The sequence below is a fragment of the Algoriphagus oliviformis genome, assembly GCF_017254915.1.
Taxonomy (GTDB): Bacteria; Bacteroidota; Bacteroidia; order Cytophagales; family Cyclobacteriaceae; genus Algoriphagus; species Algoriphagus oliviformis.
The window spans coordinates 628,597-654,059 of record NZ_JAFKCT010000001.1; the positions used below are offsets into that span (position 1 = coordinate 628,597).

The window sequence follows — 25,463 nt, forward strand, 5'->3', positions numbered from 1 at the left end:
AACTTGAACCAATAAAGCCATTTTTCTTAAATATTTAGCCAGTAGTTCAGCTTCAGTACCAGGGAGCGCTGTTTGGGTGCAAAGTCGCCGGGGAAGTAGTTGTCCGTGTACACCAGGAAAAAGTCGGAGACCGGGGCGTATCGCCATTGGAAGCGGGTGTTGATATTGATGTTGTCGATCTGGTTGTTGTACTGGATGAAAGTCGTCCAAAACAGCTTTTTGGTAAACGTGAGGTCTATCCTAGGCCCCACCAGGATCAGGTCGGCATCGCTTTGGAGCTCGGGCAGCCGTATCCTCGCGTAGTTGAAATTCATGGAGACATTGGCCAGGTAGCCCATGCGGAGGCCCATCTGTCCGGTGACCCGTTGGAAATTCCCCGTGTAGTATTGGCCGGCTTCGGCGTCCAGTTCGAGATTGACTGGATTCCGCGGATTGCTTTTGTACTCCAGCTGCACGGTTTTATTGTAATAGTCCGTTCCCGCCGGGAGGGGCACTCCGCCGGTGCGGGTGGGATCGAAGTCCTGAAAGAGGTAGAGGTAGCGGTTTTTCTGGGTAATCTCCAGCTCCGCAAAGGAATTGAAGCGGATCAGGTAGCCCAGGTTGATGTCCCGGTCGGTCTGTCCGATGTCTTCGTTCCAGTAGCCTTCAAACTCAACCTTGGGCCCGTGTCGGTTGATGAGGTTGGATTTTGGGTAGAAAAGGTAGGCCAGATCCGGGTTGAGCCGCTTGAAGTTCACCCTCGGCACGAAGCCGACGACCGGGTTGAAGTCTTGCCCGATGTCTTGGTAGCTGACGCTCCAGGACCAGTGGATGTCGCTGTAGAGCATGTAGGCGTTGAAGGAATAGGGAGACACCGTCTCGCGGGACTCGAAAGTTCGGTGGTAGAAGACCTTTCCGGTCCACTTGCCATCCGCGGAGTTGAGGTTGTAGTCCAAGCCGATCAGGCGGTTGTAGGCCGTCGGGTCAAAAAGCTGCTGGTACTCGTCCACGGCAAGGGACTCGCGGTCTACGAAGATCAGACCGACATTGGACCGGGTGAAAATCTTCTTCTGCAAGGCCATCACCGTGAAATTTTTGCCGGAAATGCCCGCCTCTTCGTCCGTTGCCGTCTGCATGTTCATCAGACCCACCCGCCAATCTTCGGTGATTTTGCCGCTCAGCCTCGCACCGTAGATGATTTTGCTCTGCACATTTTGTCCGGTGGCCGAGTCGATGTCCACGCCTATCCTTCGGGAGAAAAAAGGCCGGGAGCGCGTCTGCCCAAAGCTGTCAAAGAGATCGGCATTTTCCAGGAAAAACTGTCTCCGCTCCGGAAAAAAGATCTCAAAACGATCCAAGTTGGTCACCTGCTGGTCCACTTCCACTTGGGAAAAGTCCGGATTGAAGGTCAGGTCGAGGTTGAGCGCGGGCCCTATCCCGATCTTGGCGTCTCCGCCAAATGAGGGTGTCAGGCTTTCTTCAGTCCCTTCGAGGAAGTTTTTGGACGTGCGGGCGGCGGCGTAGGGAATGAGCGATATGTTGGCGGAGTTCTTTTCCAGCGGCTCCTCAAAGATGAGCTTTCGGCTGTAGGCCAGGGTCAGGAGGGAGAAGTTTCTCGGGATCGGCGTCCAAGTGCTTCGCTCCCCATACTCGCTGTCGATGCGGTAGAAGTTGACGTTCCAGTTTTGCGCCCCTTCGCTGAATCGGATCGTGGAGAGCGGGATGACCAGCTCGGCTTGCCAGTGGTTTTCGTAGATTTTGGCTTCCGAAAACCACTTGTTGTCCCAGGCCAGGCTGAGGTCCTCGGAGCGTGAGCCTCCATTGGAGATCAGTCCCTCGCGCTGTACGCCATAGGGATTGATGCCAAAGGAAAAGGCGTTGGTCTTGTCGTTGAAGGTGTCCAGGACAAAGACGATGGCATCGTTTTGCTCGCCCCTGAAATCCCGCCGCAGCGAGGTGGACACGTACTTGCGGGGGCCGAGGTTTTCCATCACGGCGGCGATGTAGAGGTTTTGCTCGTCAAAGGCAATCTTTACCCGCGTGCGGACTCTGGATTCGGAGGTGTCTGAGGGGAAATATTGGCGAAAGTTGCCGTTCCAGCCCTCGGGGTCCATCCAGATGGCATCGTCGAGCTCACCGTCGAGCACTAGGGGTTCTTTGAGCTTGAAAGCAAAGGCATTGGTTTCCAAACCCGACTGGGCAAATACCAAAACTGGCAGTGCAAGGCAAAAGACTGCCGGGAGGAGTAAGCGAAGTTTCATGTAAGGTCGTTGTCACAAATGTAAAAGACACTGACTTTATCAGAAACAGAATTTTATCAAAGGCAAGATGGGATTTTGGAGGTCATCATTCCGTGCCAAAAGCGGTAAGAATCAGGCTCCTTCTGCCGCCGCTTCGGCGGAATTCGCAGAGGTAAATTCCTTGCCAGATTCCAAGCGCGAGTTTTCCACCGGAAATGGGGATTTGGAGGCTGCAACCGAAAAAAGCGCTTTTAATGTGCGCAGGCATATCATCTGGGCCTTCGTAAGTGTGGATAAACCGTGGATAATCCTCGGAAACCAATTCGTTTACAAAGGTTTGAAAGTCTTTTCTCACCGTCGGATCGGCGTTTTCGTTGATACACAGCCCGGCGGAAGTATGCTGGAGAAAGACCTGTAAAAAACCGATGCGGATCTGCCGTATATCGGGGATGGCCCGCTCGATCTCCGAAGTGACCAAGTGGTAGCCTTGGGGGAAGCTTTGTAGCCGGAGTTGCTTTTGGAAGAAAAGTGACATGGGGTAAAAATAAAAAGAAGCCCGAAGGCTTCTCTCTATCTCCTTTCAAAATATAAGTTTGGCCCGTCACATTCACTCCAGTTGCCGGCTATAGTCTTGGCGTCCTTCACCGTGAAGTATTCATAGTCCTGGCCGCAATAATGGATTAAATTCTTTTCTGCGTCCAGTTGAATCGAGGTTTCGTCGAAGTTAAGCGTTACATACGTTTTACCCTCGAAGTCTTCAAAATTGTAAGTCCCCGCCAACTGGTATTGGCCGATTGTTTTTACAAAAGACCCGTCGGCTTCGAGTCGGTAGTGGTAGGTGGAGTCCTCGATGGGAGTAATATCTTCTTGGGGAATCCAGCCTCCCTTGTATCCGATCAAATGCCATTCTTGGGGCATTTCCAAGATATCTGGGGTTTCAGTTTCTTTACATGAAAAGAAAACGAGCGATAGGAAAAGAATGCATAGCGTGCGTTTCATTGGGATAAATTTGGTTTTTTGTCAAAACGTAAGTTTTGAGTCTACCGCTACAGCCTTTATATTTTTCCCACCTTGTTTTCCAAAGTCCCGATCCCGTCAATGCTGATCTTCACCACGTCGCCCTTGGCCAGGGTGAAGTCGTCCGGGACAATGCCCGTGCCTGTCATCATAAAGCAGCCGATCGGAAAGGTATTGGCGCGGAAAAGCCAGTCGGCCAGCTCCTGGGGCTTGCGTTTCATTTGGGCGAGGGAAGTTTCGCCAGAAGCCTCGATTTTGCCTGCTCTGACGATTTCCAAAGAGATTTTGGTATCGTCCGAGAGGGGCTCTTCCTGTACGAGGATGCAGGGGCCGATGGAAGCACAGCCTTGATAGACTTTCGCCTGCGGCAAATAGAGCGGGTTTTCCCCCTCGATGCTCCGGCTGCTCATGTCATTGCCTACGGTGAATCCCTGCACTTTTCCCGAAGGGCAGATCAAAAGCGTCAGCTCGGGCTCCGGCACATCCCAGGTGGAGTCCTTGCGGATGTTGACCGTCTCGCCGGGGTTGGAGACGCGACTGGCGGTGGCTTTGAAAAAGAGCTCGGGGCGGTCGGCTCCGTAGACTTTGTCGTAGAAGTCGGCGCCACCGGCATCCTGGGACTCTTCCATCCTGGCGGTGCGGCTGCGGTAGTAGGTGACACCCGCCGCCCAGATTTCCTGGTTTCCCATGGGCGAGAGCAGTCCCTCCGCCTTCAGTTCTTCGGCTTTTTCGGCATCGATCTTTTCCCAGTGGGAAGATTCGGACTTGAGCAGCTGCGGCAGGTGCTCCCGGCCTAGGAGTTGGTCCCAGTCAAGCTCGGGGCCCAAAAAAATACCATTGTCGGATTCCAGAAGCGTAGCAGCGGTCAGTTTGTAGAGTTTCATAGGTTTCGTGGGTCTTTTTGCCTTGGTGAATTTATGGAAATATTCCAGCCGCCCTAAGAGGAGATGGATTGGACATCAAGAAATTGTCAAAATCCCGAAATGCCCGGAAGCTAGGTCGGCCTGTCCATAAACCTACTCCCAAGGCTCTGAATCGGGCTAGTTGACGCGTTTAATTTTGCCTGGAATCATTTGAAACCAATTTTTCGCTCCTACCTTTGTGGTAGATCATAAGGGGTGCCTTAACAAAACGGGCTGAGATCATACCCATAAGACCTGATCCGGGTAATGCCGGCGAAGGGAAATGAGAAAGTAAAACGTAGCTGTACAGTAAACTTCCGAAGCGGTACCCTTCGGGCCATTGTTGGCATTTCGTTTTGCAAAGCGGGTAAACTGTCACAGAAAACCTCCCCTGGGTTTTCTTATGTTTCACTCAACGACCCGAGAGGGTCACACACAAACATGAAAAAGTTAGTATTTGGCCTCGCTTTGTGCCTGGCCAGCATCTCCGCCTGGGCGCAGCAGAGCCTGAGCGGCAAAGTCGTCGATGCCTCCACGGGAGAGGCTTTGGTAGGCGCGTCGGTTTGGACTGCGAAAGTGGGCCGCGGCACCGTCACCGATGCCCAGGGGGAATTTACCCTGACGAAACTCCCGTCCGGTTTGGTCGAGCTGAGCGTCTCCTTCCTCGGTTTCGAAACTGTCAACCAAACGGTCTCGTTGCCGTACAGCGGTGATTTGATATTCAAATTAGTCGCCAAAGAATTCCTTTCCGAAGAGTTTGTTGTGTCGGCGACACGGGCTTCCTCCCATACGCCGACGACTTTCACGAATGTGGATAAGTCCGAAATCGCCAAACGAAATTTGGGACAGGACATTCCCATCCTCCTGCAATACACCCCCTCGGTGGTCAGCTACTCCGACGCTGGAGCTGGCGTGGGCTATACCGGTTTGCGGATCCGAGGCTCGGACCAAACGCGGATCAACGCGACAGTGAACGGGATTCCGATGAACGATGCCGAGTCGCATGGCGTCTTTTGGGTGAATATGCCGGACTTTGCCTCATCCGTGGACAACGTGCAGATCCAGCGCGGAGTCGGCACCTCGACCAACGGTGCGGCGACTTTTGGCGCCAGCCTCAACTTCCAGACCGACACCCGCCAAGACGATCCCTACGCACAGATCGACAACAGTTTTGGTTCCTTCAATACCTGGAGACATACTGTCAAGGCCGGAACGGGATTGCTAAATGAGCGCTTTGCGGTGGATGCCCGGCTTTCCAAAATCACCTCCGACGGCTATGTGGATCGGGCATTTTCTGACCTCAGCAGCTGGTTTGTCTCCGGTGGCTACTATGGGGAAAACAGCGTGATCAAGCTCATTGCTTTCTCCGGAAAAGAACAAACCTACCAAAGCTGGTGGGGCCTGCCTGAGTCCAAACTGGAAGACGACCGCACCTGGAACTACTACACGTACGACAACGAGACGGACAATTACCAGCAAGACCACTACCAGTTTATCTATACCGGCAAAGTCGGCACGAACTGGAAAACCAATCTCGCGCTGCACTACACCTACGGGCGCGGCTACTACGAGCAGTATCGCGAAGACGATGACTTCGCGAGCTATGGTCTGCCTCCGGTGACGATCGGGGACGAAACCATCGAGAGCACGGACATCATCCGCCGTCGCTGGCTGGACAATGACTTCTTTGGATTCGTCGGCTCGGTGAATTATCTCTCTGACAATGGGCAGCTCGATCTGGTCCTCGGCGGTGGGGCTAACCGATACGATGGAGATCATTTTGGGGAAATCATCTGGGCGAGGATCGCCGGTGACACCGAGATCCGCGACCGATACTATGACAACAATGCCGTCAAAGACGACCGGAATATCTACGCCAAAGCCACTTACGAGGTGAAGCCGGGCTTGAATCTCTTTGGCGACCTGCAGGTGCGCGGCATCGACTACTCTTTTGCCGGGGTAAATGACGACCAGCGCATCGTGGACGGTCAGGAGAGCTACACCTTTTTCAACCCCAAGTTTGGCTTCTCCTACGAATCGGGCGGCAACACCTGGTATGCGAGCTATGCCGTGGCCAACCGTGAGCCTACCCGCTCGGACTTCACTGACAATCCGATCACGGAAGTGCCTCGTCCCGAGCGCCTGAACAATATCGAAGCCGGGCTCCGCGCACGCGCCGGTCGCCTGAGCTACAATGCCAACTTCTACTACATGGACTACAAAGACCAACTGATCCTCACCGGGCAGATCAACGATGTGGGAGCCTATATCCGTGAAAATGTCGCCTCCTCTTACCGTGCGGGAATCGAGCTGGACGCGGCTTTTCAGCTGAACAAAGCTTGGACTTTGGGGGGAAATATCGCCCTGAGCCAAAACAAGATTAAGGAATTCACCGAGTATGTGGATGACTACAGTACAGAGGAATTCCAGCAGGAGGCCTTCACCTACACGGATACGGACATCGCCTTTTCTCCGAATGTCGTGGGCTCGGCGATCATCGAGTGGAAGCCGGTAAAAAGCCTTTCTCTAAACCTGCTCAACAAGTATGTGGGCAAGCAGTATCTGGACAATACCGCAAACGACGGTCGTGCGCTGGATGCCTTCTTCACCAGCGACTTCCGCATCAGCTACGCCGCGCAGCCGCGATTCTTCAAAGGCCTTGAGCTAAACCTGATGGTGAACAACATCTTCAATCAGATGTACGAGCCGAATGGCTACACCTTCAGCTACTTCGTGCCAGGCGAGGGTGCTTCCGGAAAGGACTTGGTGACAGAAAACTTCTACTACCCACAAGCCGGAACCAACTTCCTGCTTGGCCTGAGTTTGAAGTTCTGACGCTTGATTTTAAAATGCCGCTTCGCTTGGAGCGGCATTTTTTATGCAGGGAGTTCGGCAGTGGGTACTTGAGTATCAAATATTCTCTTTATCTCGGGTTGGATGATCCACACTCCTATTGGCCAAAACAAAAGAAGAAGTCCTTTCCCCATACTTTCCGAAAGGCTTCTTTCTTGTCTAGTTTGTATCGATTTTAGCACTTTTATGGGGAAAGCGAAAACATGAAATACTGCAAAAAACAGATAGAAACCTGGTAGTGCATATAAACCAGTAAGGTTTACTGTCATGCCTCCAAAAAGAATAAACATGATAATCATGACCCCAATCCATACGATCCAATTTACTAGGAAAAAGGTAGTACCGATTGAGATTTTCTTTGGGAGATAGTCTGGAAGAATATAGCCCAAACTCAGCGGATATAGCCCGAACAACAGTAGGCCGAAGACTTTCACCAATGAGTTAATGAACGCGTCATCGGTTAGATTAATCTCGACCAGCAACAACGAAGTGAGAAGGTAAATGAAAATAGCCCAAGCGGGAAGTCGGAGTAACTTTTCCATGTTTGAATTTTGGCAAAACTATACTTTTTACTAGAAACCCAACCTCTTTTTTATCTCCAGCAGCGCGCGGATGGCGTCTTTCTCTTTCGCAAAGTCAAAAGCAAGAAATTTCGTCCCGCCTGAGAGCAGCACACATTTGTAAACCGTAGTCTCACTGGAAAGCGTGGGAGTAATTCCGTTGCGGAAGTTTTCGCTGCGAAATGTGTGGATGATCATCTCGGCGTGGTCGATTTCCGGTAGGGTTTTCCATGAGCCGAGCTTGATCCAAAGGAGGCTTTGAAAAGACTTGTAGCGGTGATGTTCGAAATCAAGGACAGTCCCCGAATAGGATGAAACGGCGATAAGCCCAAAGAGTAGCAAGGCCCCTACCAAAGTCGCCAGAGTATCTTGGTCGGTAGGGAAATCCGAGAACAAGTAGAAAAGCAGGAGCGCTACGGCGACGGCGATCAGGATCATCCCCATTAGGTGAAAACCTTCCCAAAGTGTCCTGTTTTTATGGATGAAAACGTTCATGGCTTGTCTTTCATTGGGAGCCAAAGTCTGCCTTTTTTCTTTTTTGCCAGCATCCCGGCTACCACCGAATAGACCATAAGATACTGGTACAGGAGCTCCGAGGCAAGGTAGGCTAGGAACAGCCTAAATTTTTTCACCCATCCATCATTTCAAAAGGAATAGTTAACACTACTGACGGCTTAGCTGGTAAGATAGATTTGGCTGTGCATGTCATGGACAAAAAGCGCTGGCAATTGCCTAGGGGCATGCCGAGTGAGCTTTTTTCAATCGACACCTTGGAGTAGCAGATCGACTTGAAATTCGATATCGCGGTCTACCAGCGTCCGGTCGGCCCAAGATCCCTCAAAGGCGATGTCCCAGTCAAAACGGTCGATGGAAAACTTAGCCAAGACCTGGTCGCGGTGTTGGCTTCCCTCAAAGCTGATCTCTTTGGTGATTCCTTTGATTTCGAGATTGCCTCGCAGCAGGAGTTTGGTAGGACTGACTCTGTTGATCTCCAAAAGGGTAAACTTGGACACGGGATACTTGTCCACATCGAAGAAGTCTTCGTTTTTGAGGTGATTGGTCAGATTCCTACGTGGGATGGGGTCCGATTCGGGAATGTCGGTCACCTGGATTTTTTCCATGTCGATTTCGAAATAGCCACCTAGCCATCGTCCTTGGTTTTCGAGGATAAAGCCCTTTTTGATTGGGACTTCCCCTTCATGCTTGCCCAGGCCGCGCATCTTGGTCCCTTTCCAAAAGATTTTACTTTGCGCCAGATCGATCCCGAGGGTGTCCGTGACGCCATTTGCCAAAAGAATAGGACTGTGGATAGGTTCGGTTTGCGGAGCAAAGTCCGGCTGCTTTTCCCGGCAGGCAACGGCTAGCAGAAGCGCAAAGAGCATCATTCTAGTCATAATCTGGAATGTTAAGCCCCAAAATGATGTCCCGGTTTACCTCCAGTATTCCATTCTTCAAGACAGGCAAAGCAAGTCCCGACCCACCTCGATTGCTGAGGACGGACCGTTTCTTTTGATCCAGAATCGGATCATCTTCAAACACAAAATTATCCAGATAATAGGCATTGGTATTGGGTTCCTTTACCGTCAGATGGATGTGCTCCGGCTCAGTCCCATCGGGATAGGCGGAGGGCCTAAAGGTGTAGAACGCATAGTCTCCCCTGTCGTCGGTTTTCACCCAGCCGCGGATAAATCCATGACGCTTACCCCAGCCTTTTTCGCCCCCACGTGTGGCATAGATGCCCGTTCGGTCGGTGTGATAGATGTACAGGATGACGCCCGCCGCGGGAGTTTCGCCGTCTTTTTGGTAGACTTTTCCCCATAGCTTCAGTTTCGGTTCGGAGCTGGCAAACAAGGGCAGGGTATCCACCGGGGAGAGGACTTTGTCGCCGTATTCATAGAGCGCCTCGCATCCTTCACAGGCACCCCCTACCTGGGAGTCGGTGTTGGTTTGGGACTGACAGGCGCTGATGGTGATGGATAAATAAAGAAAGGAGCAAAGAAGGAATCGGGGCATAGTTGTGGGATTTTTTCCAAAACTGGCCAAGCGAAAGCTGCCAAAAAAATCGAATGAGGCAAGTGGAGGAGTTTTCGTCCTAAGCTGAGGAGGTGACATCCATCGCCTGCTTGAAGGCTGCGGCGAAGTTTCTGGAAAGACGCACCTGCATCCCATTGCTCAGGGTCAAATCATAATCCCCATTGAGGCGGGATTTCATTTCTTGCACGGCCTTGAGATTGACGAGCGAGGATTTGTGGGTTCTTTGGAAAAAAGCAGGATCCAGCTTTTCGGCAAAAGACTTCAAGGATTCCTGATGGAGGTACTTTTTTGTCGCCGTGTGAATCTCCACATAGGGCGTGGCGGAGACCACACAGAGGATCTCCGCTAGGGACAAGATCTGGGTTTTCCGGCCGGATTGGATCAGAAGCTGCCCGCTTGACTTTGGAGGCTTTGGGTTTTTCCTGGGAAAAACCAAGAGAGAGATGACCGCATAGACGAGCAAAAACTTGTACAAATCCTCTGATATGGAATAGAACAAGGTCTGGGAATAGGCGAAAGTGTGCCCATAGAAAAGCGCAGAGATCAGCCATACCAGCAAGGGGAAAAGAAGAATTTGCAGGGCCATCGCCGCAAGTACAAAATAGATCCTTCTCGCCCATACGCCCTGACTCGATTTGGGCAGGCCCAGCTTGTCAAAAGCATACTTGAGTCCAAATGCAATCGGAGGAATCAACACCCAATACAGGCTGAATAAAAACGACTCAGAAAGATAGAAAGACTGGGATTGGAGGCTTGACTTGAGCCAGTCTTGCAGGATTGTGATGGCCAGCACAGCCAGCAAAATCCATATCAAAGGCTTCGCCTGCTTGGTTTTTCCCAGCCGTTGTTGGGCAAGATTTCTCTTTGGATCTACTTGGGGTGGCATCCGGATAAGTTACGCAGAATCGAAGGAAGAAGGGGCTTAGGCTGGTTCGAAAATAGACCGCCAGCTATTTCTCGCGGCCTTAATTCGGGTCTTTTCATACGCTAGCCTTTTTGGGAAAGCAGGGAAAATAGCCGCTCGTTCACATAGTAGTTGCCCGTGCCTAGCTTTTCCTTGCGCAGCACGCCGTCATCCGCCAGCTTGTTCAGATAGTTGGCCGCGGTGATGCGTGACACGCCCAGGTCCCGCACCACAAACTCGATCTTCGTGTAGGGATGCTTGAAGAGGTTGTTCAGCAGCTCTTGGGAGTAGAACTTGTAGTTGTCCCGCAGGAGGTTTTTCATGTCTGCCAGCAAGACCTTCAGGTTTTCGATCAGGACGATGGTCTCCCGGGCGGTATTCTCCACGCCTCGGATCATGTAGGAGATCCAGTTTTCCCAGTCCCCATTTTCCCTCACTCCTTGCAGCAAACGATAGTAATCCGCCTTGTTTTGGATGATGTGGCTGCTCAGGTACAGGATGGGCAGCTTTAGCAGCCCGTGCTGGATGAGGTAGAGGATGTTCAGAATCCGTCCCGTCCGGCCGTTGCCGTCGTAGAAGGGGTGTATGCTCTCAAACTGGAAGTGGATCAGCGCCATCTTCACCAGCGGATCGTAGTCGCTGAGCTCGGGTCGGTTGATGAATTCTTCCAGATTGCCCATCAGCGCGAGGATCTCGTTGGCGTCTTGGGGCGGGAGATAGACGGTTTCGCCGGTTTGGGCGTTTTTCAGCGCCGTGCCGGGAAGTTTTCGAAAGCCCGCATTGTTGCCCTCGAGGGTGGCCTGGATTTCCAGGATGGTCTTGTTGGTCACCATGCCTCGCTCCTCCAGCAGGGCAAATCCCCGCTTCATGGCCGCCACGTAGTTTTGCACCTCTTTGATCGCTGGTGAGAGCGTCTCAAATTCCAGGTCGGACTTGAAGAGCTCGTCATGCGTGGTGATGATGTTCTCCACGGCCGAGCTGTCCTTGGCCTCCTGGATTGCAAGGGTGTTGAGCAGGATCTCATGGTTGGGAATGGAATAAGCCAAGCCCTTCAGCTCTGCGAGTGCCGCATGGGCCGCTGGAAGCTGCTTGAGAATCGTCCGAGTCTCCAGCTCCACATCGTAAGGCAAAGGGATCAGCTTCCAGACCATATGTAAAGATTTCTAAGTTTTCTTTACAAAGGTAAATGACTATGTAAAGAAAACAAACATTTGCTTTACAGATCAAAGGCTATATGTAAAGAAAATCGAGTTTTCTTTACATACCTGGTGACTTATGTAAAGCGGCTTTACCTAGCGAAGTCGAAATCATACTTTGAAGCACTGTACTTTTATTTACCCCTAGTTCTTTCCCACAGATCCCCACGGATAAAAAGCACAGATTTTCACGGAGTTTCTGTGGCCTTTTCTGTGGTAATCTGTGGGAAATAAGAAAATCAATCCGGAAAAAGCGTCTTGTCCAGTCCCGGCACGATGCGCAGCGCGTTTTTGTAGTACACCTTTTTCAGCACCTCGTCAGGCAGACCGAGGCCGTACATGGACCAGAATGCGTGGTACTTTTTGTAGTAGGGAAAATACTCGTCATCGGTCTCCAGTACGCGGAAGTAGGTGTAAAACTCCTCCTTGTGGTAGGCATCTTTCCCAAAAAGAATCCGGTCTTGGTATTGGGTGAAAAACTCCCTGGCGCGGCGTGGCTGACGGCCCAGCTCCGCGATGATGGCGCCAATCTCGTAATTGACATTGGGATATTTGTCTAGATGGGCTCCGGCGGCATCCAGATCGTTGGCCATCCAGCCGAGGTGGGCATTGATGAAGGTGGTCTTGGGATGCTTCGCAAAAACGTGATGTTGCTCGGCGATGATCTGCTCAAACGGTGCCGGGTCCGTGTCCGACCGCTTGCGGTTGGGGTTGAGTTTCAGCTCCAGCCAGCGCTCGTTGGTGGAGTCCATGGGCTGCCAAAACTGCGCCGGGTCGGCGGAGTGGATCAGGACGGGAATGCCTAGCTCCCCGGCTTTGGCCCAAATCGGATCCAAATCGGGATGATCCACGGGGATTCGGTTTCCGTCTTTGTCTTTGCTATTGAGCCCAAGGCTTTTGTAGATTTTTAATCCTACCGCTCCCGCCTGTACGTCCTCTTCAAGTTCCTTTACCGCCAACGCCGTCCAGCTGGGATCGCCAAATCCGTTGAAGTTGAGGTTGGTGAACACCATAAACCTGCCCGGCGCATGGGTTTTAAACTCGTTCATCATGCCCTTGATGTACTCCTGCTGGGCGTTGCTGTTGCCTTGGCCAAAGCCCCGGCCACTCAGGTTGATCATGATGCCCATGTTGATCTCGTCCATCTCGGAGGTGAGCTGGTCGATTTTCTCCTTGTTTACCCCGCCCTGGTGGCTGTGGATATCGATGAAGGGAAACTTGGCCCGGGTGACCGGATGCTCGGGTACCTTCAGCGTAGAGGGGGGATTGTAATTTTCAAAGCTCATCTCCTGAGCTACCGAATGGACCATGGCCAGGCCCAAAGCAAGTACGGAAAGGGGGATGTGGAGTAGAAGTTTCTTCATGAGCGATTAAACTGGATTGTCGGTATGATGGGTTTGGTTTTTACTTGGGCGGAAAAAAAGAAATCCCGATGGAAAATCGGGATTCAAAGGTGCTATCTGGCTGTGCCTCCGTCGATGACTTGACCGAAGAAGATGGAGTTCATGTAGAGCTTGTTGGTGCCAAACCAGAACGCGCGGAAGTTGGGGTTGTCGGCAAAGCCGATGATCCTTCCCCGTCCCACTCCGGAGACACGAATCACGCTGCCATTTTGGATGCCCGGCAGATTGCTTGGGTGCAAATAGCCCGAGGCAAGCGGATCAGCGGTGTAAACCAGCGGATTCGCATAGGGATTTGGCGATACTTCCAGGAAGAAATTGTCGTTTCGGAAGGTGTAGATTTCCTTTTCGGCATAGCCATAGCCGATGGGATGCGTGATGTCGAGGTTGGCTTTGAAGATGGCACCGAAAGTCCCCTTCGCGCCTGTGGCATTGTCATAGTTGGCATAGCTTTTTTGCACGCCTTTTTCTGCGTTGTCCACGGAGCGGAAGGAGAAGTTGCCGATCTCATTTTGCGCCAGCCAGCGGATTGCCCCGCCTTTGGCTACCAGCGTACCCCCTTTGGACGTCCATTCCTTGATTTTCTCTGCCCCAGACTTGCCCAGCGAACCGTAGTTGCCGTCAGCCATGAGGATGACGTTGTAGCGATCCAGGTTTGCCATGCCCACAGAGCTGACAGGCAGCAGGGTCACCGGCATTTGCATGCGCTGGTCGAGCAGGTGCCAGATCTCACCCGCCTCGCCGCTGTCCACACCTCCGTCAACCAAAAGGGCGATTTGTGGCGTTTTCAGCGGAACCATAAAGGTCGAGCCCATATTCGCTCCACCGGTGTAGCCTGTGCTGATCGCGTGGATATCCACATGGGCTGTAGAGGCGATTTCTTGGAGTTTGGAGAAAAAGGCCGCGTTGTCCAATCCGGACTCGCCCTTGTCGATCAGGATCGTGCCTCGCTTGAAGGTCTTTCCTTCCGGTGTAGAAAACTCCGCATTGGACACCCGAACCAAAAATCCAGCCTTCAGCAATTGATAGGCGGCTTTGGGAGCATAGTAGTCAGACCACTCCAGCGCATACTGATAGGCGCCTGCACTGCCGATCACTTGGCCGGGAGCGAGGGCAAAGTTCGTCTTGTCCACCTCGCTGACGCTGGCGAGATTCAGGATCTTGCTGTTCAGCGCCATGAAGTCCAGATGGAAAGCCATCGGGTAAGTCCAGGCCGAAATGTCGTAGAACAAGCTGTCCTGGAAGGTCGTCCTCGTCTCAAACATGGCCTTGATCAGGCGGTATTGCGGCTGATCGGCGGGCACGATGTAGGAGGATTCCTTTTTGAACTGCTGGCCATTGACGGTGATGTCTTCGTTCAGAGAAAAGACCTTGATGTCGTGCTGCAGGATCAAATCCGCCAGGTGGAAGCTTTTCGCGTCGTCGTCTTTGGCTCCAAAGATGTAGGCCTTGTTGACATCGGCGGTGGTTTCGTTTTTGATTTCGGTGTAAAAATCCTTCATCCACTGGTTGAGCTCCACGCGCATCTCTTTGGCCGCTTGGAAGGAAGAAAGGTTGGCGGTAAACTGGTTTCTGATCGTGAAAGGAAAGCTCAGCATGCCGTTGGCGCTTTCCTGTAGGTGTCCTCTGGAGCTCGCCTGCTCGAAGAGAATCCCGATCGATCCCTGCACATCCGGATAGGTCGAGCCTTTGCCGTAGTAGAAGTCGTCGTAGTTTTCCTGGTTGTAGTAGAGCGAGCCGATCTGGTCAAGGGCTTTGGCGTGGTAGGTGCCGATTTTTGCGGTCAGCTCAAAGTTTTTGGCTGGGGTGAGCGGGTGCATACGAGCCGGCACGCCGGGCTGGAAAAAGAAAGTGCTGTTGGTGCCCATCTCGTGGAAGTCCAGGTGGATATTTGGCAGCCAAGCCTGGAAGACCTTCACGCGGTTGCGGGACTCAGGATGCTGCACAGGCAGCCAGTCCCGGTTGAGGTCAAACCAGTAGTGGTTGGTTCGTCCACGCGGCCAAGCTTCATTGAGCTCGCGCTGGGCGGGATCGCCGTTTAGGATGTAGGCCTTGTGGGAGTTGACCCAGGAGGCAAACCGGTTCAAGCCATCGGGATTGATAGCAGGATCGAGCAAAAGCACGATGTTTTCAAGGTCAGCCGCAATTTCGTTTGCTGCCGCAAAATGGTAGGCGGCGATCAGCGAGGCATTGGCACCGCTGGGCTCATTGCCATGGACGGAGTAGCCCATGTACATGACTACGGGCATATTTTGGATGTTGACCGAGGCTCCGGGAGTGCGGAGCTTGTGTCGCTCGGCTTTGATCTGGTCGAGCTTGCCGAGGTTAGCGGGCGAGGTGATGGTCAAGAGCGTTTGAGGGCGCTTCTCGTAGGATCTACCGGTTTCTTCGAAAATCACGCGGTCGGAGGCTTCCGCCACGGCTTTCATGTACATGACCAACTGATCGTGGGTCACGTGCCATTCCCCCACCTCATAGCCCAAGACCTGCTTGGGAGTCGGAACGGCGGGGTTGTAGGTATAGCCTTTGGGAAGGTAGTAACTCAGGTCTTGGGCAAACGTGAGCGTGGTGAAAAGAGCTAAAAGCACTGCAAGCGTGTACTTTTTCATAGGATTGTAGCTTGTTTTTTAGGCCATGGAAAATCCCGCACGTCCGACCAGTCCCTCTGTGACTCGTGGCTCATGCATGATTTGGTAGATTGGGAGGTAATATTTTCGACGAAATTCCGGTTTTGAGCAATCAAAAAAAGCAATTTTGGACAGATGGTCAAATTAGTGGAGTAGTGAAGCGAAACGGGAAAGTTTCACGCGGCCTCACCTATAATCAAGTTTTAGGCCTTTTTTGTGTTTGGGAAGGGAAGTCTTGGGGAAAATTTGAAAAGGATTGAACTTCAGTGTGGTAGGAGTCAAAAAAAGAGAAGATCCATCAGCATTTTTGTCTATGTCGGCAGAAATGACGATTTTTTGTCTTAACCTTTCCATCAAGAAAAATCCATCGGCCATGCTGAAACTCCTCGGACTTGCCGTTTACGCCTTCACGATCTACGATGTGGTGACTAGCCGCTTTGCCAACCAAAACGACAAGTTGATCTGGATCATCGTGGTCGTGCTGCTGCCCTTCTTGGGAACCCTGCTGTGGTTTTTGGTCGGGAGGGAAAAGCGGCTTTAGTTACCTATGATAGATGTTCTTCAATGCCGCCGGCAGCTCCTCAAACTCAAACTGAAAGCCTGCTTTCTGGATTTTTTGGCTGGAGACGCGATTACCTCCCAGTACCATGGCGGCCATTTCGCCTAGAACCAACCGGAGGACAAATCCCGGTACGCCGATATTGACGAAGGGCTTCCCTTTCGCCCTGGCCGCTTCCCGTGTCAGTTGCTGATTGGTAGCTGGGTTGGGGCCGACTGCGTTGAAAATCCCCTGCAGCGTGGTTTTTTCCAAGGCGTAGGCATACATCCTTGCAAGGTCGTCCAGATGGATCCAGCTCATCCACTGGTCGCCCGAGCCGAGGGGAGCGGCTACCGGGGGTTTGAGCATTTCGTCCAGAGCTCCTCCATCCGCATCCAAGACGATACCCGTACGGAAGATGACCGTGCGCAGGTGGAGGCTTTCGATGTTTTTGACTTCGTTTTCCCAGGCCAGCACCACTTCTGCGAGGAAGTCGCTTCCGGCGGGGCTGCCCTCGTCTACCAGCGCTGTGCCCGTGTCAAAGCCGTAAAAGCCCACTGCGGAGGCGGAGATAAAGGTGCTGGGACGATTTTCGGCCGTTTCCAAAGCTGAAAAAAGAAGTTGTGTGCTTTTCGTTCGGGACTCGAGGATGAGCTTTTTGCGCTCGGGCGTCCAGCGCTTTTCCGCCACGCCAGCCCCCGCGAGGTGGATGACGGCATCCGCCCACTCCATCGCCTCTGGGTCGAGCTGCTGCCTTTCTATGTCCCAGAGAAAAGTTTTTCGCCCGGACTGCGAGCTTCTACTCAGCCAGGCGACCTCATAGCCCTTCTTTTCCAATAGCCCAGTGATCCGCTGACCTATCAATCCTGATCCACCTGTGATTAAAATATTGTGCATGGGTGCTAATTTCTATACGCTGATCTTCGCTCGCGATTGGCCGAAATGTACGCTTTCAAGACAGTCGACCGAGCAATTTGTTTCGCTTAATTTATCCAGCCGACAATTTATTTTATCGGGTATCGGCTTAGTTTTGCTTCAAACCCTGATCGTGAATCTAAGAGAAATAGCTTCGAATACCATCCGATGGCTCTTTTTGGCCGCATTGGTGGGCCTCTTGTCGGGCTCCGCTTCGGCGGTTTTTCTCCTATCCCTCGACCTGGCCACCGAGCTGAGGGAAGCAAACCTTTGGCTGATTGCACTGCTGCCGCTCGCTGGCTTTGGCATCGGCTATGTATATCACCATTTTGGGGCCAAATCCTCCCAAGGCAACAATCTTCTGCTGGATGCACTGTATCATGGGAAGGAACCCATTCCGCTGAGAATGACTCCCTTGGTGCTGTTTGGGACGATTTTTACCCATCTTTTTGGAGGCTCGGCTGGAAGGGAGGGCACCGCGGTGCAGATGGGCGGCTCGCTGGCTGACCAGCTGACGAAGTGGTTTTCCCTCCACAAAGCCGACCGAAGAATCATCATTATCTGTGGAGTCGCGGGAGGCTTTGCGTCGGTATTTGGGACTCCCCTTGCCGGAGCGGTGTTTTCCCTGGAGTGGATGCTGGTGCGAAAGATTCGCTGGGGGTCCTTCGTCCCGGCTTTCTTTGCGGCCTTTGTCGCGGACTGGGTTTGCGAATTGGCTTGGGGCGTGGGGCATACGGGCTACTCTATCCCTGAAGTTCCCGTCCATTCGCTGGCCAATTTGGCTTGGGTGATCCCGGCCGGAATTGCCTTTGGGCTGTCCGCCAGGCTTTTTGCCGAGACGGGGCATGCGGTCTCGGCGGTCTTCAAGAAGGCTCTTGCCTACCCTCCCCTGCGGCCTTTTGTGGGAGGGGTGATCATCGCGTTGCTGGTATACTTTTCCGGAACCACTACCTATATCGGACTGGGGGTGCCCAGGATCGTGGAGGCATTTGAGACGCCGCTGCCCTGGTATGATTGGCTGGCAAAGACCGGCCTCACCGGTCTGACCCTGGGCTCAGGCTTCAAGGGCGGCGAGGTGACCCCGCTGTTCTTTACCGGTGCGACACTAGGCAATGCGCTTTCGGCTTGGATTCCGCTTCCCCTGGCCCTGCTGGCCGGAATGGGCTTCGTTGGCGTGTTTTCGGGAGCCACCAATACACCCCTGGCCTGCACCGTGATGGGGATGGAGCTTTTCGGCTATGAGGCTGGGGTTTTTCTGGGCATAGCCTGTCTGGTGGCGTATTTTTTCAGCGGACGGGGCAGCATCTACGCTTCTCAAAATTTAGAGGCAAAATATCTTTGGCGATGGTAAAATGGAGTACCTTTCGGGCTGTTTTGGAGCCATTCACTAATCATTTTGATCCAGATCTAAGGGCAAAATATGAGGTTTAACTTCCAGTTTTTTTCCAATCCCGACCAAAACCTCCAGTTCATCAAAAGGCTGGTTTTGATCCTCGGGCGGACGATGCGCTATCTGAGTTTTGGGACGTTTGCGGTGCTCATCTACCAGATGGGCTACACCACCGATCCGGCCAAAGTCCTCCTCACCTCCAGGCTTTTTGAAGTCATGGTATTCCTGCTGGGCTGGGTGATTCTGGTGAAGAACCTCTTTTCCAATCCTGCACAGCGGTACAAAAAGCTCGTTTTTGAGCTGCTGGTGGCTATATTCCTGATTTTTTCCGCACTGCTGAGATGGAAGGTCTTCGGGGATTTTTCGGAGGACGCGCTGCTTTTTACCCGAAAGTACTTTATCCTAAACGCACTGGTTTTTCTGATCTTTGTGCAGGAGCTGGGAAAATTCAGCCTCTTGGTCAACCGTCTGAAGCTCAGCCCTTCCCTGGTCTTTATCCTCAGTTTTTCCATCCTGATCTTTATCGGTACGGCACTCCTTTATCTGCCTTTGGCCACCACTTCGGGCATCAGTCTGATCGACGCGTTCTTCACCGCTACGTCTGCCGTCTGCGTCACCGGACTGATCGTGGTGGATACCTCGGTAGCCTTCACTCATTTTGGGCAAGTGATCATCATGACGCTGTTTCAGGTCGGCGGCTTGGGCATCATGACCTTTACGACCTTCTTTGGATTTTTTTTCAAAGGGAGTCTTTCGATAGAAAACAGCCTTTTTCTCCGGGACTACATCAACGAAAACAACGTGGGGGAAATCACCTCGACGCTGATCAAGATCATCATCTTCACCGTTTTGGTGGAGCTGGTCGCCGCAGTTTTGATCTTTGTCTGGACAGAGCCGGCGCTTTTTGCCAATGACAGCGGCAGATGGTTTTTTGCGGCATTCCATGCCGTTTCGGCCTTTTGCAACGCGGGCTTTTCCACGCTCAGCTCGGGCCTGTACGAGCCGGGATTCCGCTACCTCTATCACATGCATCTGGTCGTGGCGGTGACGATCATCTTGGGCGGCATCGGCTTTCCTGTGTTTATCAACTATTACAACTACGCCTATCGCGTACTCCGCGGAGCTGTGCGCTCTGCGATCTACGGGGAAAAATACAGGCATACCCCCAGGGTGTCCAATATCAACACCCGACTCGCGCTGTACACGACCGGAGCGCTGCTGCTGGTGGGCTTTGTATGCTATTGGTACTTTGAGAGAAACCACACCCTGAGCGGACTCAGTCCCTACGGCAAGCTGGTGACGGCGTTTTTCGGTTCGGTGACCCCGCGGACCGCGGGATTCAATTCGGTGGACATGACGGCGATGTCGATGCCCACGATCCTGATCTACCTCATATTGATGTGGATCGGAGCCTCGCCCGGATCTACGGGCGGAGGGCTGAAGACCACCACCTTTGCGGTCGCGCTGCTCAACACCTGGAGCGTGGCCACGGGCAAGATGCGGGTGGAGGTTTTTGGCAGGCAGATCACTGCCGAGACGCTCCGGAAGGCTTTTGCCGTCATCGCGCTTTCTTTCCTGACCATTGGGATGGGCGTGTTTTTGGTGACCCTTTTCAATCCCGAGCTTGCGCTGATCGACGTAGCCTTTGAGATTTTCTCGGCCTTCTCCACCGTGGGGCTGAGCCTTGGCATCACTTCCAGCTTGACCACGGGGAGCAAACTGGTGGTGGCCGTGGTCATGTTCCTCGGCAGGGTGGGGACGCTGACTATCCTGGTGGCGATCACCAGAAAAACCGCCGAACTGCGCTACAAATACCCGGAAGAAACCGTCTTCATCACTTAAAAAACACTAGCTATGAAATACATCATCGTGGGAATGGGCAATTTCGGCTCCTACTTGGCCAAGCGGCTGACCGACCTGGGGCACGAGGTCGTGGGGGTGGACAACAGTGAAACCAAAATCGACCAGATCAAGGACCACGTGACCTACGCCGTGATGCTCAATGCGACCGACCAGCATGCGGTGAACACCCTGCCCATGAAAGATTCGGATGTGATCGTGATCGCGATAGGTGAGGACGTGGGGGCTTCGATCCTTGCCACGGCGATTTTCAAACAGTTGAAAGCCAAGCGAATCATCGGCCGCGCCATCAATGCCCTGCACGAGACCGTGATCCGGGCGATCGGTGTGGACGAGATCATCCATCCAGAGGAGGAGACCGCTGAGCGACTGGCCAAGCGCCTGCAGCTCAAGGGAGTGATCGACTCCCTGGAAATCTCCGATGACTACAACATCGTGGAAGTGAAAGTCCCCAAGCGCTACTTGGGAATGACGGTGGCAGAGGCCAACATCAGGAGGGAATTTTCCCTAAACATCATGACGACCATCCGGGAGAAGGAAAAGACCAACCTGCTCGGGCTCAAGCTACCACACCGCGAAGTCGCCGGCGTGATCTCGGCGGATTATGTCTTCGAAGAGGACGACATTCTCCTCATTTTTGGAAGGATAAAAAACATCCAGGAGTTCCTCAACCTCGACAGCTAGTCCGTGCGGCTGCCGCATTTTCGGCAAAAGTGGTCTCCCGGATCCAAGGCGTCAAATCCGCAATGGGTGCAGGACTTGTGTGACTCGAAGCTTTCCGGTTTCCGCCGTTTGGCCATTTCCGAAGTCACGATCCCGGTGGGCACCGCGATGATCGCATAGCCCATGAGCATGATCAGGGACGCCAGCAGCTGTCCCAGCGCCGTAGCCGGAGTGATGTCTCCGAAACCCACCGTGGTCAAGGTCACGATAGCCCAATACATGCCTACCGGAATGCTGGTAAATCCATGCTCCGGGCCCTCCACCACAAACATGAGCGTGCCCATGATCAGTACGATGGTGAGCACGGAAAAAAGGAAAATCTGGATTTTGGCGGCACTGGCCTTCAGGGACTCTCTGAGGAAATCGGCCTCGGCAAGGTAGCGGCCTAGCTTCAGGATGCGGATCACCCGCAAGAGCCTCAGGGCGCGCACCACCGAGAGAAGGTGGGTGTTGGCGATGAAGAAGCTGAGATAGACCGGCAAGATGGCCAGCAGATCCACGATGCCGTAGAAGCTGGAGACGTATTTCCAGGTCTTGCTGGTAAGCCACACGCGGAGGAAATATTCCAGGGTAAAAAGAAAGGTGAAGGCCAGCTCGAGGAAAAAAAACAAGTCTCCATACTTGATCTTCAGCTCTGCGACGGAGTCCAGGATGGCGACGATGATAGAACCGAAAATCAATAAAAGGAGGACGAGATCAAAGGTCTTGGAAGCCCGGTCATCAGACTCAAAGACAATATGGGCCAGTCTTTTTTTGGAAAGAAACATGCAGGAATTTAAAGAAAAATACCTTAATCCAAGTAGTAAACGCGCTTCACCCGCGCGCTGATGTTGGTCAGCAGCTCGTAGGGAATGGTACCGATCCGATCGGCCAGCTCCTTGAGCGAAATGCCCTCCCCATAGATGACGGCTTCGTCCCCGGCTCTGGCCTCGATCCCGCTGACATCCACCATCACCATATCCATGCAGACGTTGCCGATGACGGGGGCTTTCTGGCCTTGGATTAGCACGTAGCCTTTTCCCTGCGAAAAGCGCCGGTCATAGCCGTCCGCATAGCCTATGGCCAAAGTGGCGATCTTGCCGCCCTCGGGAAGCTGCCCCTTTCTGGAGTAGCCGACCGTCGCGCCTGGAGCCAAGGTTTTCACTTGAGAAATGGAAGTCTTCAGCGTGCTGACCGGCTTGAGTGCGGCATCGTATTTTCCAGTCACCTCCACCCCATACAGGCCTATGCCCAAGCGCACCATGTCCAGCTGAAACTCGGGGTAGCGGACGATCCCGGCGGAATTCAGCGCGTGGACCAGCGGCTTGTAGGGAAGGATAGCCTCGATTTTGGTCTTCATTTCCATGAATTCCCGAAGCTGGAATCTTGAAAATTCCTCGTGCTCTTCTTCATCGGCACCGACCAGATGCGTGTAGAGGCTGGCAATTTTCAATTCCGGAAAGGTGACGATCAAGTCTTTTAGTTCGTCGAGATGGCTCTGCTCGAAGCCCAAGCGGTGCATACCTGTGTCCAAGTCCAAGTGGATGGACAGCTGCAAGTCGTGGTTTTGGGCGTAGCTGCCGAGCTTTTTGAAAAACTCCGGACTGAAGACGACGGGCTCCAGCTGATACTCTCGGAGCAGGTCAAAGGATTCCTCGACGGGGTTGAGCACCAGGATAGGGAGGCGGATGCCCTGCTTTCGCAGCGACACGCCCTCGTCGGAAAAAGCCACCGCGAGGTAGTCCGCACCCATGGTCTGGAGGTGGTTGGCGATCTCGGCCGCCCCGCCGCCATAGGCAAAGGCCTTCACCATCACCATCATCTTGGTCTCCGGCTTGAGCTGGCGCTTGTAGAAGTTGAAGTTGTGCGTCAGTGCGTTGAGGTTGATCTCCAGCGTAGTGCCGTGGATGCGCTGCTGGAGGCGATTCACCACCCGTTCGAATGCAAAGGGCCGTGCTCCGGTGACCAGGATCAGGTCATTTTGAAATGCATCGGGATCCAAGGCCGCGAGCAGCAGCTCCGTGGAGGGATAGTTTTCGAAGCGGTCTGGGAAATAGTATTCCAATCGCTTCACCTCCTTGCCCACGCCGATGATCTGGTCTAGGCCGTAGGAGCGGATCAGCTCGGCTACTTCGGTGTAGATCTTTTCCGGCAGGCCCTGCTGGAGCAGGTCGGAGAGAATCAGGACTTTGGACCGCTTGGGCCGCTGCTGGCTCATAAATTCTAGCGCGACCTTCAGCCCGGCGAGGTCGTTGTTGTAGGTGTCGTCTATGAGCAGGGAGTCGCTTAGCCCCGGCTTGAGCGTAAGCCGCATGTCCACCGGCTTGAGCTGGTCGAGGCCCGCCTGGATGGCGGGAAAGTCCTGCCCCAGCGTCAGTGCCGCGATGATCACATGGGTGATGTTTTCCAGGGAAGCCGTGTCGGTAAAGGGAACCTGAAAGGTGAACGTGCTCAGGTCGCTTTTCATCAGCATGAGCTTAGAAAGCGATTCCTGCTTTTTCACAGAGATGGAAAAATCCGCAGCCGGCCTCGCAGACCAGGAGATCAGCCGCTCGCGGTCAAATTGGCTTTCGACCTGCTCCCGCACGGGCTCTTGGTCGCGGCAGTAGATCAGCAGTTTGGAGTGGGCGAAGAGCAGGAGCTTTTCCCGTATTTTTTCCTCCCTACTGGCAAAGCCCTCTTCATGCGCGCTGCCGATGTTGGTGAAGATGCCCAGGTCGGGGTGGGTCATCTGCTCCAGCTTGGCCATTTCCCCGGTTTTGGAGATGCCGGCTTCCAGCAAAGCCACTTGGTGGTAGGGCTGGATGCCAAAGATGGAGAGCGGCACGCCCACTTGGGAATTGTAGCTTTTGGGGCTTTTGGCGACCGTGTAGCTTTGGCTGAGCACCTGGCCGAGCCATTCCTTCACGATGGTTTTGCCGTTGCTGCCGGTGATGCCGACGAGGGGTTTTGCAAAAAGGCTGCGCTCGTATGCCGCAATCGCCTGCAAAGCCGCCCGGGTATCTTCTACCTGGATGAAGGTAGCTTCTCTCTCCAGTTCCGCAGGTATTTTCCAATCCCAATGTACCAAAAAGCAGGTCACGCCCTCCTCCACCAAGACGGGGATGTAGGCGGCTCCGTCGGCTTTGGCACCACGAAGTGCCACAAAGAGCGTCTGGTCTGGCTGGATCACCTGGCGGGAGTCAATGCCTACATGGGAAATCTGTCCGGAGAAATCCCTGCCTTGGACTTTCCCACCGGTGATTTCCAAAAGCCGGGCTATGGTCAACGGGCTTAGCATCTTACTCTTCCGCTAGCTGTTTCTTTTTGAAAAAGACCTGCTTGATCCATCGCGGAAGGAATATCGCTCCCAAAAACAGGTATGGGTAGTAAGAGAACAGCCTCCAGATAATGCTGGTGACAAAGGTGTATTGGCCCAGAAACTGCGCGAAAAACTGCCCGTAGAAAAACTCGGCTGTCCCACTGCTGCCAGGGGTCGGAGACAGCATCATCACGATCCACATGATCACTTGCCGGGCAAAGACGATGATCTCCTCCTCCAGATTCAGCGGGACAAATGCCGACACAAGCGCATTGAGCATGAGATATCGGGAGGTCCAGATGAAGATCGTGACCGAGACGATCTTCAGCCAAAAGGAAAAGCTCTTGCCCGAAAGTTGCCTGGACGCGACGATGATCTGGTCGCCAAACTCCTGCGCGTTGTGTTTCCACTTTCGCAAAAACTTGATGGAGCAGATCTTGATCAAAATCCACTTGAAGACCCTTGGGCGGTAAAAAAGCGCCAAGGCCATGACCAGACTGTAGGTGGCATAGAGGCTGTAGCTGATCCAAAAGATCGCCTGTAGGCTGTTTTCGAGCTGGCTCTCCAGCAGTTTGCTGTCCGGAAAAATGTTGCCTTTGGCCAGGAAGAGGATCACCGGCGCCCCGATCACAAAGAACAGGTTGTCCATGATGGCGGTGACCATCACGATGGCGATGGCTTTGCCCATTTTCATGCCCTCCTTGTTGAGGATAAACATCGCCACAGCCGTGCCGCCGACGACGGAGGGCGTGACCGCGGAGGCAAACTCCCATAGGATGATCACATAGATCGCGCGCGTCCAGCTGAGGTGCTGGTCGGTCAGCTCCCGGATACGATAGACATATCCAAAATCGCGGAAAAAAAGAACGAGGACGGCGAAAAAGAGCCAGGGAATGGAGGCGTCGGAAGCGACTTTCAGGTTTTCGATCGAGACATTGGGATCCATGTAAAACATGGCGAGGATGATGCCCAGCCCGATCAGGATTGGCACCCAAACCTTGTTGGGATTGAGGGTTTGGAAGATTTTTTTGTTGTCCAGCTTCAT

21 protein-coding genes and 1 riboswitch are annotated in these 25,463 nt (G+C 53.2%); of the genes, 5 read left to right on the top strand and 16 right to left on the bottom strand.

Annotated elements, in window-relative coordinates; genetic code table 11:
* Positions 1 to 26: 26 nt before the first annotated feature.
* The 4 genes from J0A68_RS02700 to J0A68_RS02715 all read right to left on the bottom strand — a co-directional run bounded on the left by J0A68_RS02700 (position 27) and on the right by J0A68_RS02715 (position 4,120).
* Positions 27 to 2,240 carry a carbohydrate binding family 9 domain-containing protein gene (locus J0A68_RS02700; protein ID WP_236021326.1) on the bottom strand — a complete coding sequence of 738 codons (2,214 nt, stop codon included), beginning with the start codon at positions 2,238 to 2,240 and terminating at the stop codon, positions 27 to 29.
* An 85-nt stretch (positions 2,241 to 2,325) separates the two neighbouring features.
* Positions 2,326 to 2,754 carry a secondary thiamine-phosphate synthase enzyme YjbQ gene (locus tag J0A68_RS02705; RefSeq protein ID WP_206576643.1) on the bottom strand — a complete coding sequence of 143 codons (429 nt, stop codon included), beginning with the start codon at positions 2,752 to 2,754 and terminating at the stop codon, positions 2,326 to 2,328.
* A 35-nt stretch (positions 2,755 to 2,789) separates the two neighbouring features.
* Positions 2,790 to 3,218 (bottom strand): hypothetical protein, encoded by a 429-nt coding sequence (locus tag J0A68_RS02710; protein ID WP_206576644.1) that lies wholly within the window; start codon positions 3,216 to 3,218, stop codon positions 2,790 to 2,792.
* Positions 3,219 to 3,274: 56 nt separating this feature from the next.
* Positions 3,275 to 4,120: a fumarylacetoacetate hydrolase family protein gene (locus tag J0A68_RS02715; RefSeq protein WP_206576645.1), complete on the bottom strand. Its 846-nt coding sequence runs from the start codon at positions 4,118 to 4,120 to the stop codon at positions 3,275 to 3,277.
* Between the two features lie 220 nt (positions 4,121 to 4,340).
* A riboswitch (TPP riboswitch) is annotated at positions 4,341 to 4,437 on the top strand.
* Between the two features lie 142 nt (positions 4,438 to 4,579).
* Between J0A68_RS02715 and J0A68_RS02720 the strand changes: the two genes are divergently transcribed.
* Positions 4,580 to 6,973 (top strand): TonB-dependent receptor, encoded by a 2,394-nt coding sequence (locus tag J0A68_RS02720; protein ID WP_206576646.1) that lies wholly within the window; start codon positions 4,580 to 4,582, stop codon positions 6,971 to 6,973.
* A gap of 41 nt (positions 6,974 to 7,014) precedes the next feature.
* Here J0A68_RS02720 and J0A68_RS02725 read toward each other — a convergent pair whose 3' ends face one another.
* The 8 genes from J0A68_RS02725 to J0A68_RS02760 form a co-directional block, all read right to left on the bottom strand.
* Positions 7,015 to 7,533 carry a hypothetical protein gene (locus tag J0A68_RS02725; RefSeq protein WP_206576647.1) on the bottom strand — a complete coding sequence of 173 codons (519 nt, stop codon included), beginning with the start codon at positions 7,531 to 7,533 and terminating at the stop codon, positions 7,015 to 7,017.
* Positions 7,534 to 7,563: 30 nt separating this feature from the next.
* Positions 7,564 to 8,046, bottom strand: coding sequence for a hypothetical protein (locus J0A68_RS02730; RefSeq protein WP_206576648.1), 483 nt, complete (start codon positions 8,044 to 8,046; stop codon positions 7,564 to 7,566).
* Positions 8,047 to 8,309: 263 nt separating this feature from the next.
* Positions 8,310 to 8,945 (bottom strand): YceI family protein, encoded by a 636-nt coding sequence (locus J0A68_RS02735; protein ID WP_206576649.1) that lies wholly within the window; start codon positions 8,943 to 8,945, stop codon positions 8,310 to 8,312.
* Positions 8,938 to 9,564 carry a dioxygenase family protein gene (locus tag J0A68_RS02740; protein ID WP_206576650.1) on the bottom strand — a complete coding sequence of 209 codons (627 nt, stop codon included), beginning with the start codon at positions 9,562 to 9,564 and terminating at the stop codon, positions 8,938 to 8,940. The genes J0A68_RS02735 and J0A68_RS02740 overlap by 8 nt, the downstream gene beginning before the upstream one ends.
* A 79-nt stretch (positions 9,565 to 9,643) precedes the next feature.
* A complete protein-coding gene (locus J0A68_RS02745; protein WP_206576651.1) occupies positions 9,644 to 10,471 on the bottom strand; it encodes a LytTR family DNA-binding domain-containing protein in 828 nt (275 codons plus the stop codon).
* Positions 10,472 to 10,572: 101 nt separating this feature from the next.
* On the bottom strand, positions 10,573 to 11,640 hold the full coding sequence (locus J0A68_RS02750) for a Fic family protein (RefSeq protein ID WP_206576652.1): 1,068 nt from the start codon (positions 11,638 to 11,640) through the stop codon (positions 10,573 to 10,575).
* A gap of 284 nt (positions 11,641 to 11,924) precedes the next feature.
* Positions 11,925 to 13,049 (bottom strand): amidohydrolase family protein, encoded by a 1,125-nt coding sequence (locus J0A68_RS02755; RefSeq protein ID WP_206576653.1) that lies wholly within the window; start codon positions 13,047 to 13,049, stop codon positions 11,925 to 11,927.
* A gap of 92 nt (positions 13,050 to 13,141) precedes the next feature.
* Positions 13,142 to 15,694 carry a M14 metallopeptidase family protein gene (locus tag J0A68_RS02760; protein WP_206576654.1) on the bottom strand — a complete coding sequence of 851 codons (2,553 nt, stop codon included), beginning with the start codon at positions 15,692 to 15,694 and terminating at the stop codon, positions 13,142 to 13,144.
* Positions 15,695 to 16,085: 391 nt separating this feature from the next.
* On the opposite strand from J0A68_RS02760, the gene J0A68_RS02765 reads away from it, so the two are divergent.
* A complete protein-coding gene (locus J0A68_RS02765; protein WP_206576655.1) occupies positions 16,086 to 16,253 on the top strand; it encodes a PLD nuclease N-terminal domain-containing protein in 168 nt (55 codons plus the stop codon).
* Here the strand turns inward: J0A68_RS02765 and J0A68_RS02770 are convergent, their stop codons facing one another.
* The gene (locus J0A68_RS02770) at positions 16,254 to 17,147 is read right to left on the bottom strand and encodes a TIGR01777 family oxidoreductase (protein WP_206576656.1); all 894 of its coding nucleotides are present in this window, start codon (positions 17,145 to 17,147) and stop codon (positions 16,254 to 16,256) included.
* Between the two features lie 151 nt (positions 17,148 to 17,298).
* Between J0A68_RS02770 and J0A68_RS02775 the strand changes: the two genes are divergently transcribed.
* From J0A68_RS02775 to J0A68_RS02785, 3 genes are all read left to right on the top strand, one after another.
* Positions 17,299 to 18,516, top strand: a complete 1,218-nt coding sequence (locus J0A68_RS02775; RefSeq protein WP_317195084.1) for a voltage-gated chloride channel family protein — start codon at positions 17,299 to 17,301, stop codon at positions 18,514 to 18,516.
* Between the two features lie 69 nt (positions 18,517 to 18,585).
* Positions 18,586 to 20,397, top strand: a complete 1,812-nt coding sequence (locus J0A68_RS02780; protein WP_206576658.1) for a TrkH family potassium uptake protein — start codon at positions 18,586 to 18,588, stop codon at positions 20,395 to 20,397.
* A gap of 12 nt (positions 20,398 to 20,409) precedes the next feature.
* Entirely contained in the window at positions 20,410 to 21,099 is a 690-nt protein-coding gene (locus tag J0A68_RS02785; RefSeq protein WP_206576659.1) for a potassium channel family protein, read from the top strand.
* Here J0A68_RS02785 and J0A68_RS02790 read toward each other — a convergent pair.
* The 3 genes from J0A68_RS02790 to J0A68_RS02800 are packed head-to-tail and all read right to left on the bottom strand — an operon-like array spanning position 21,096 to position 25,463.
* Entirely contained in the window at positions 21,096 to 21,905 is an 810-nt protein-coding gene (locus J0A68_RS02790) for an ion transporter (protein ID WP_206576660.1), read from the bottom strand. The genes J0A68_RS02785 and J0A68_RS02790 overlap by 4 nt on opposite strands.
* 23 nt (positions 21,906 to 21,928) lie before the next feature.
* Positions 21,929 to 24,397, bottom strand: coding sequence for a bifunctional UDP-N-acetylmuramoyl-tripeptide:D-alanyl-D-alanine ligase/alanine racemase (locus J0A68_RS02795; protein WP_206576661.1), 2,469 nt, complete (start codon positions 24,395 to 24,397; stop codon positions 21,929 to 21,931).
* Between the two features lies 1 nt (position 24,398).
* Positions 24,399 to 25,463, bottom strand: coding sequence for a lysylphosphatidylglycerol synthase transmembrane domain-containing protein (locus J0A68_RS02800; RefSeq protein WP_206577214.1), 1,065 nt, complete (start codon positions 25,461 to 25,463; stop codon positions 24,399 to 24,401).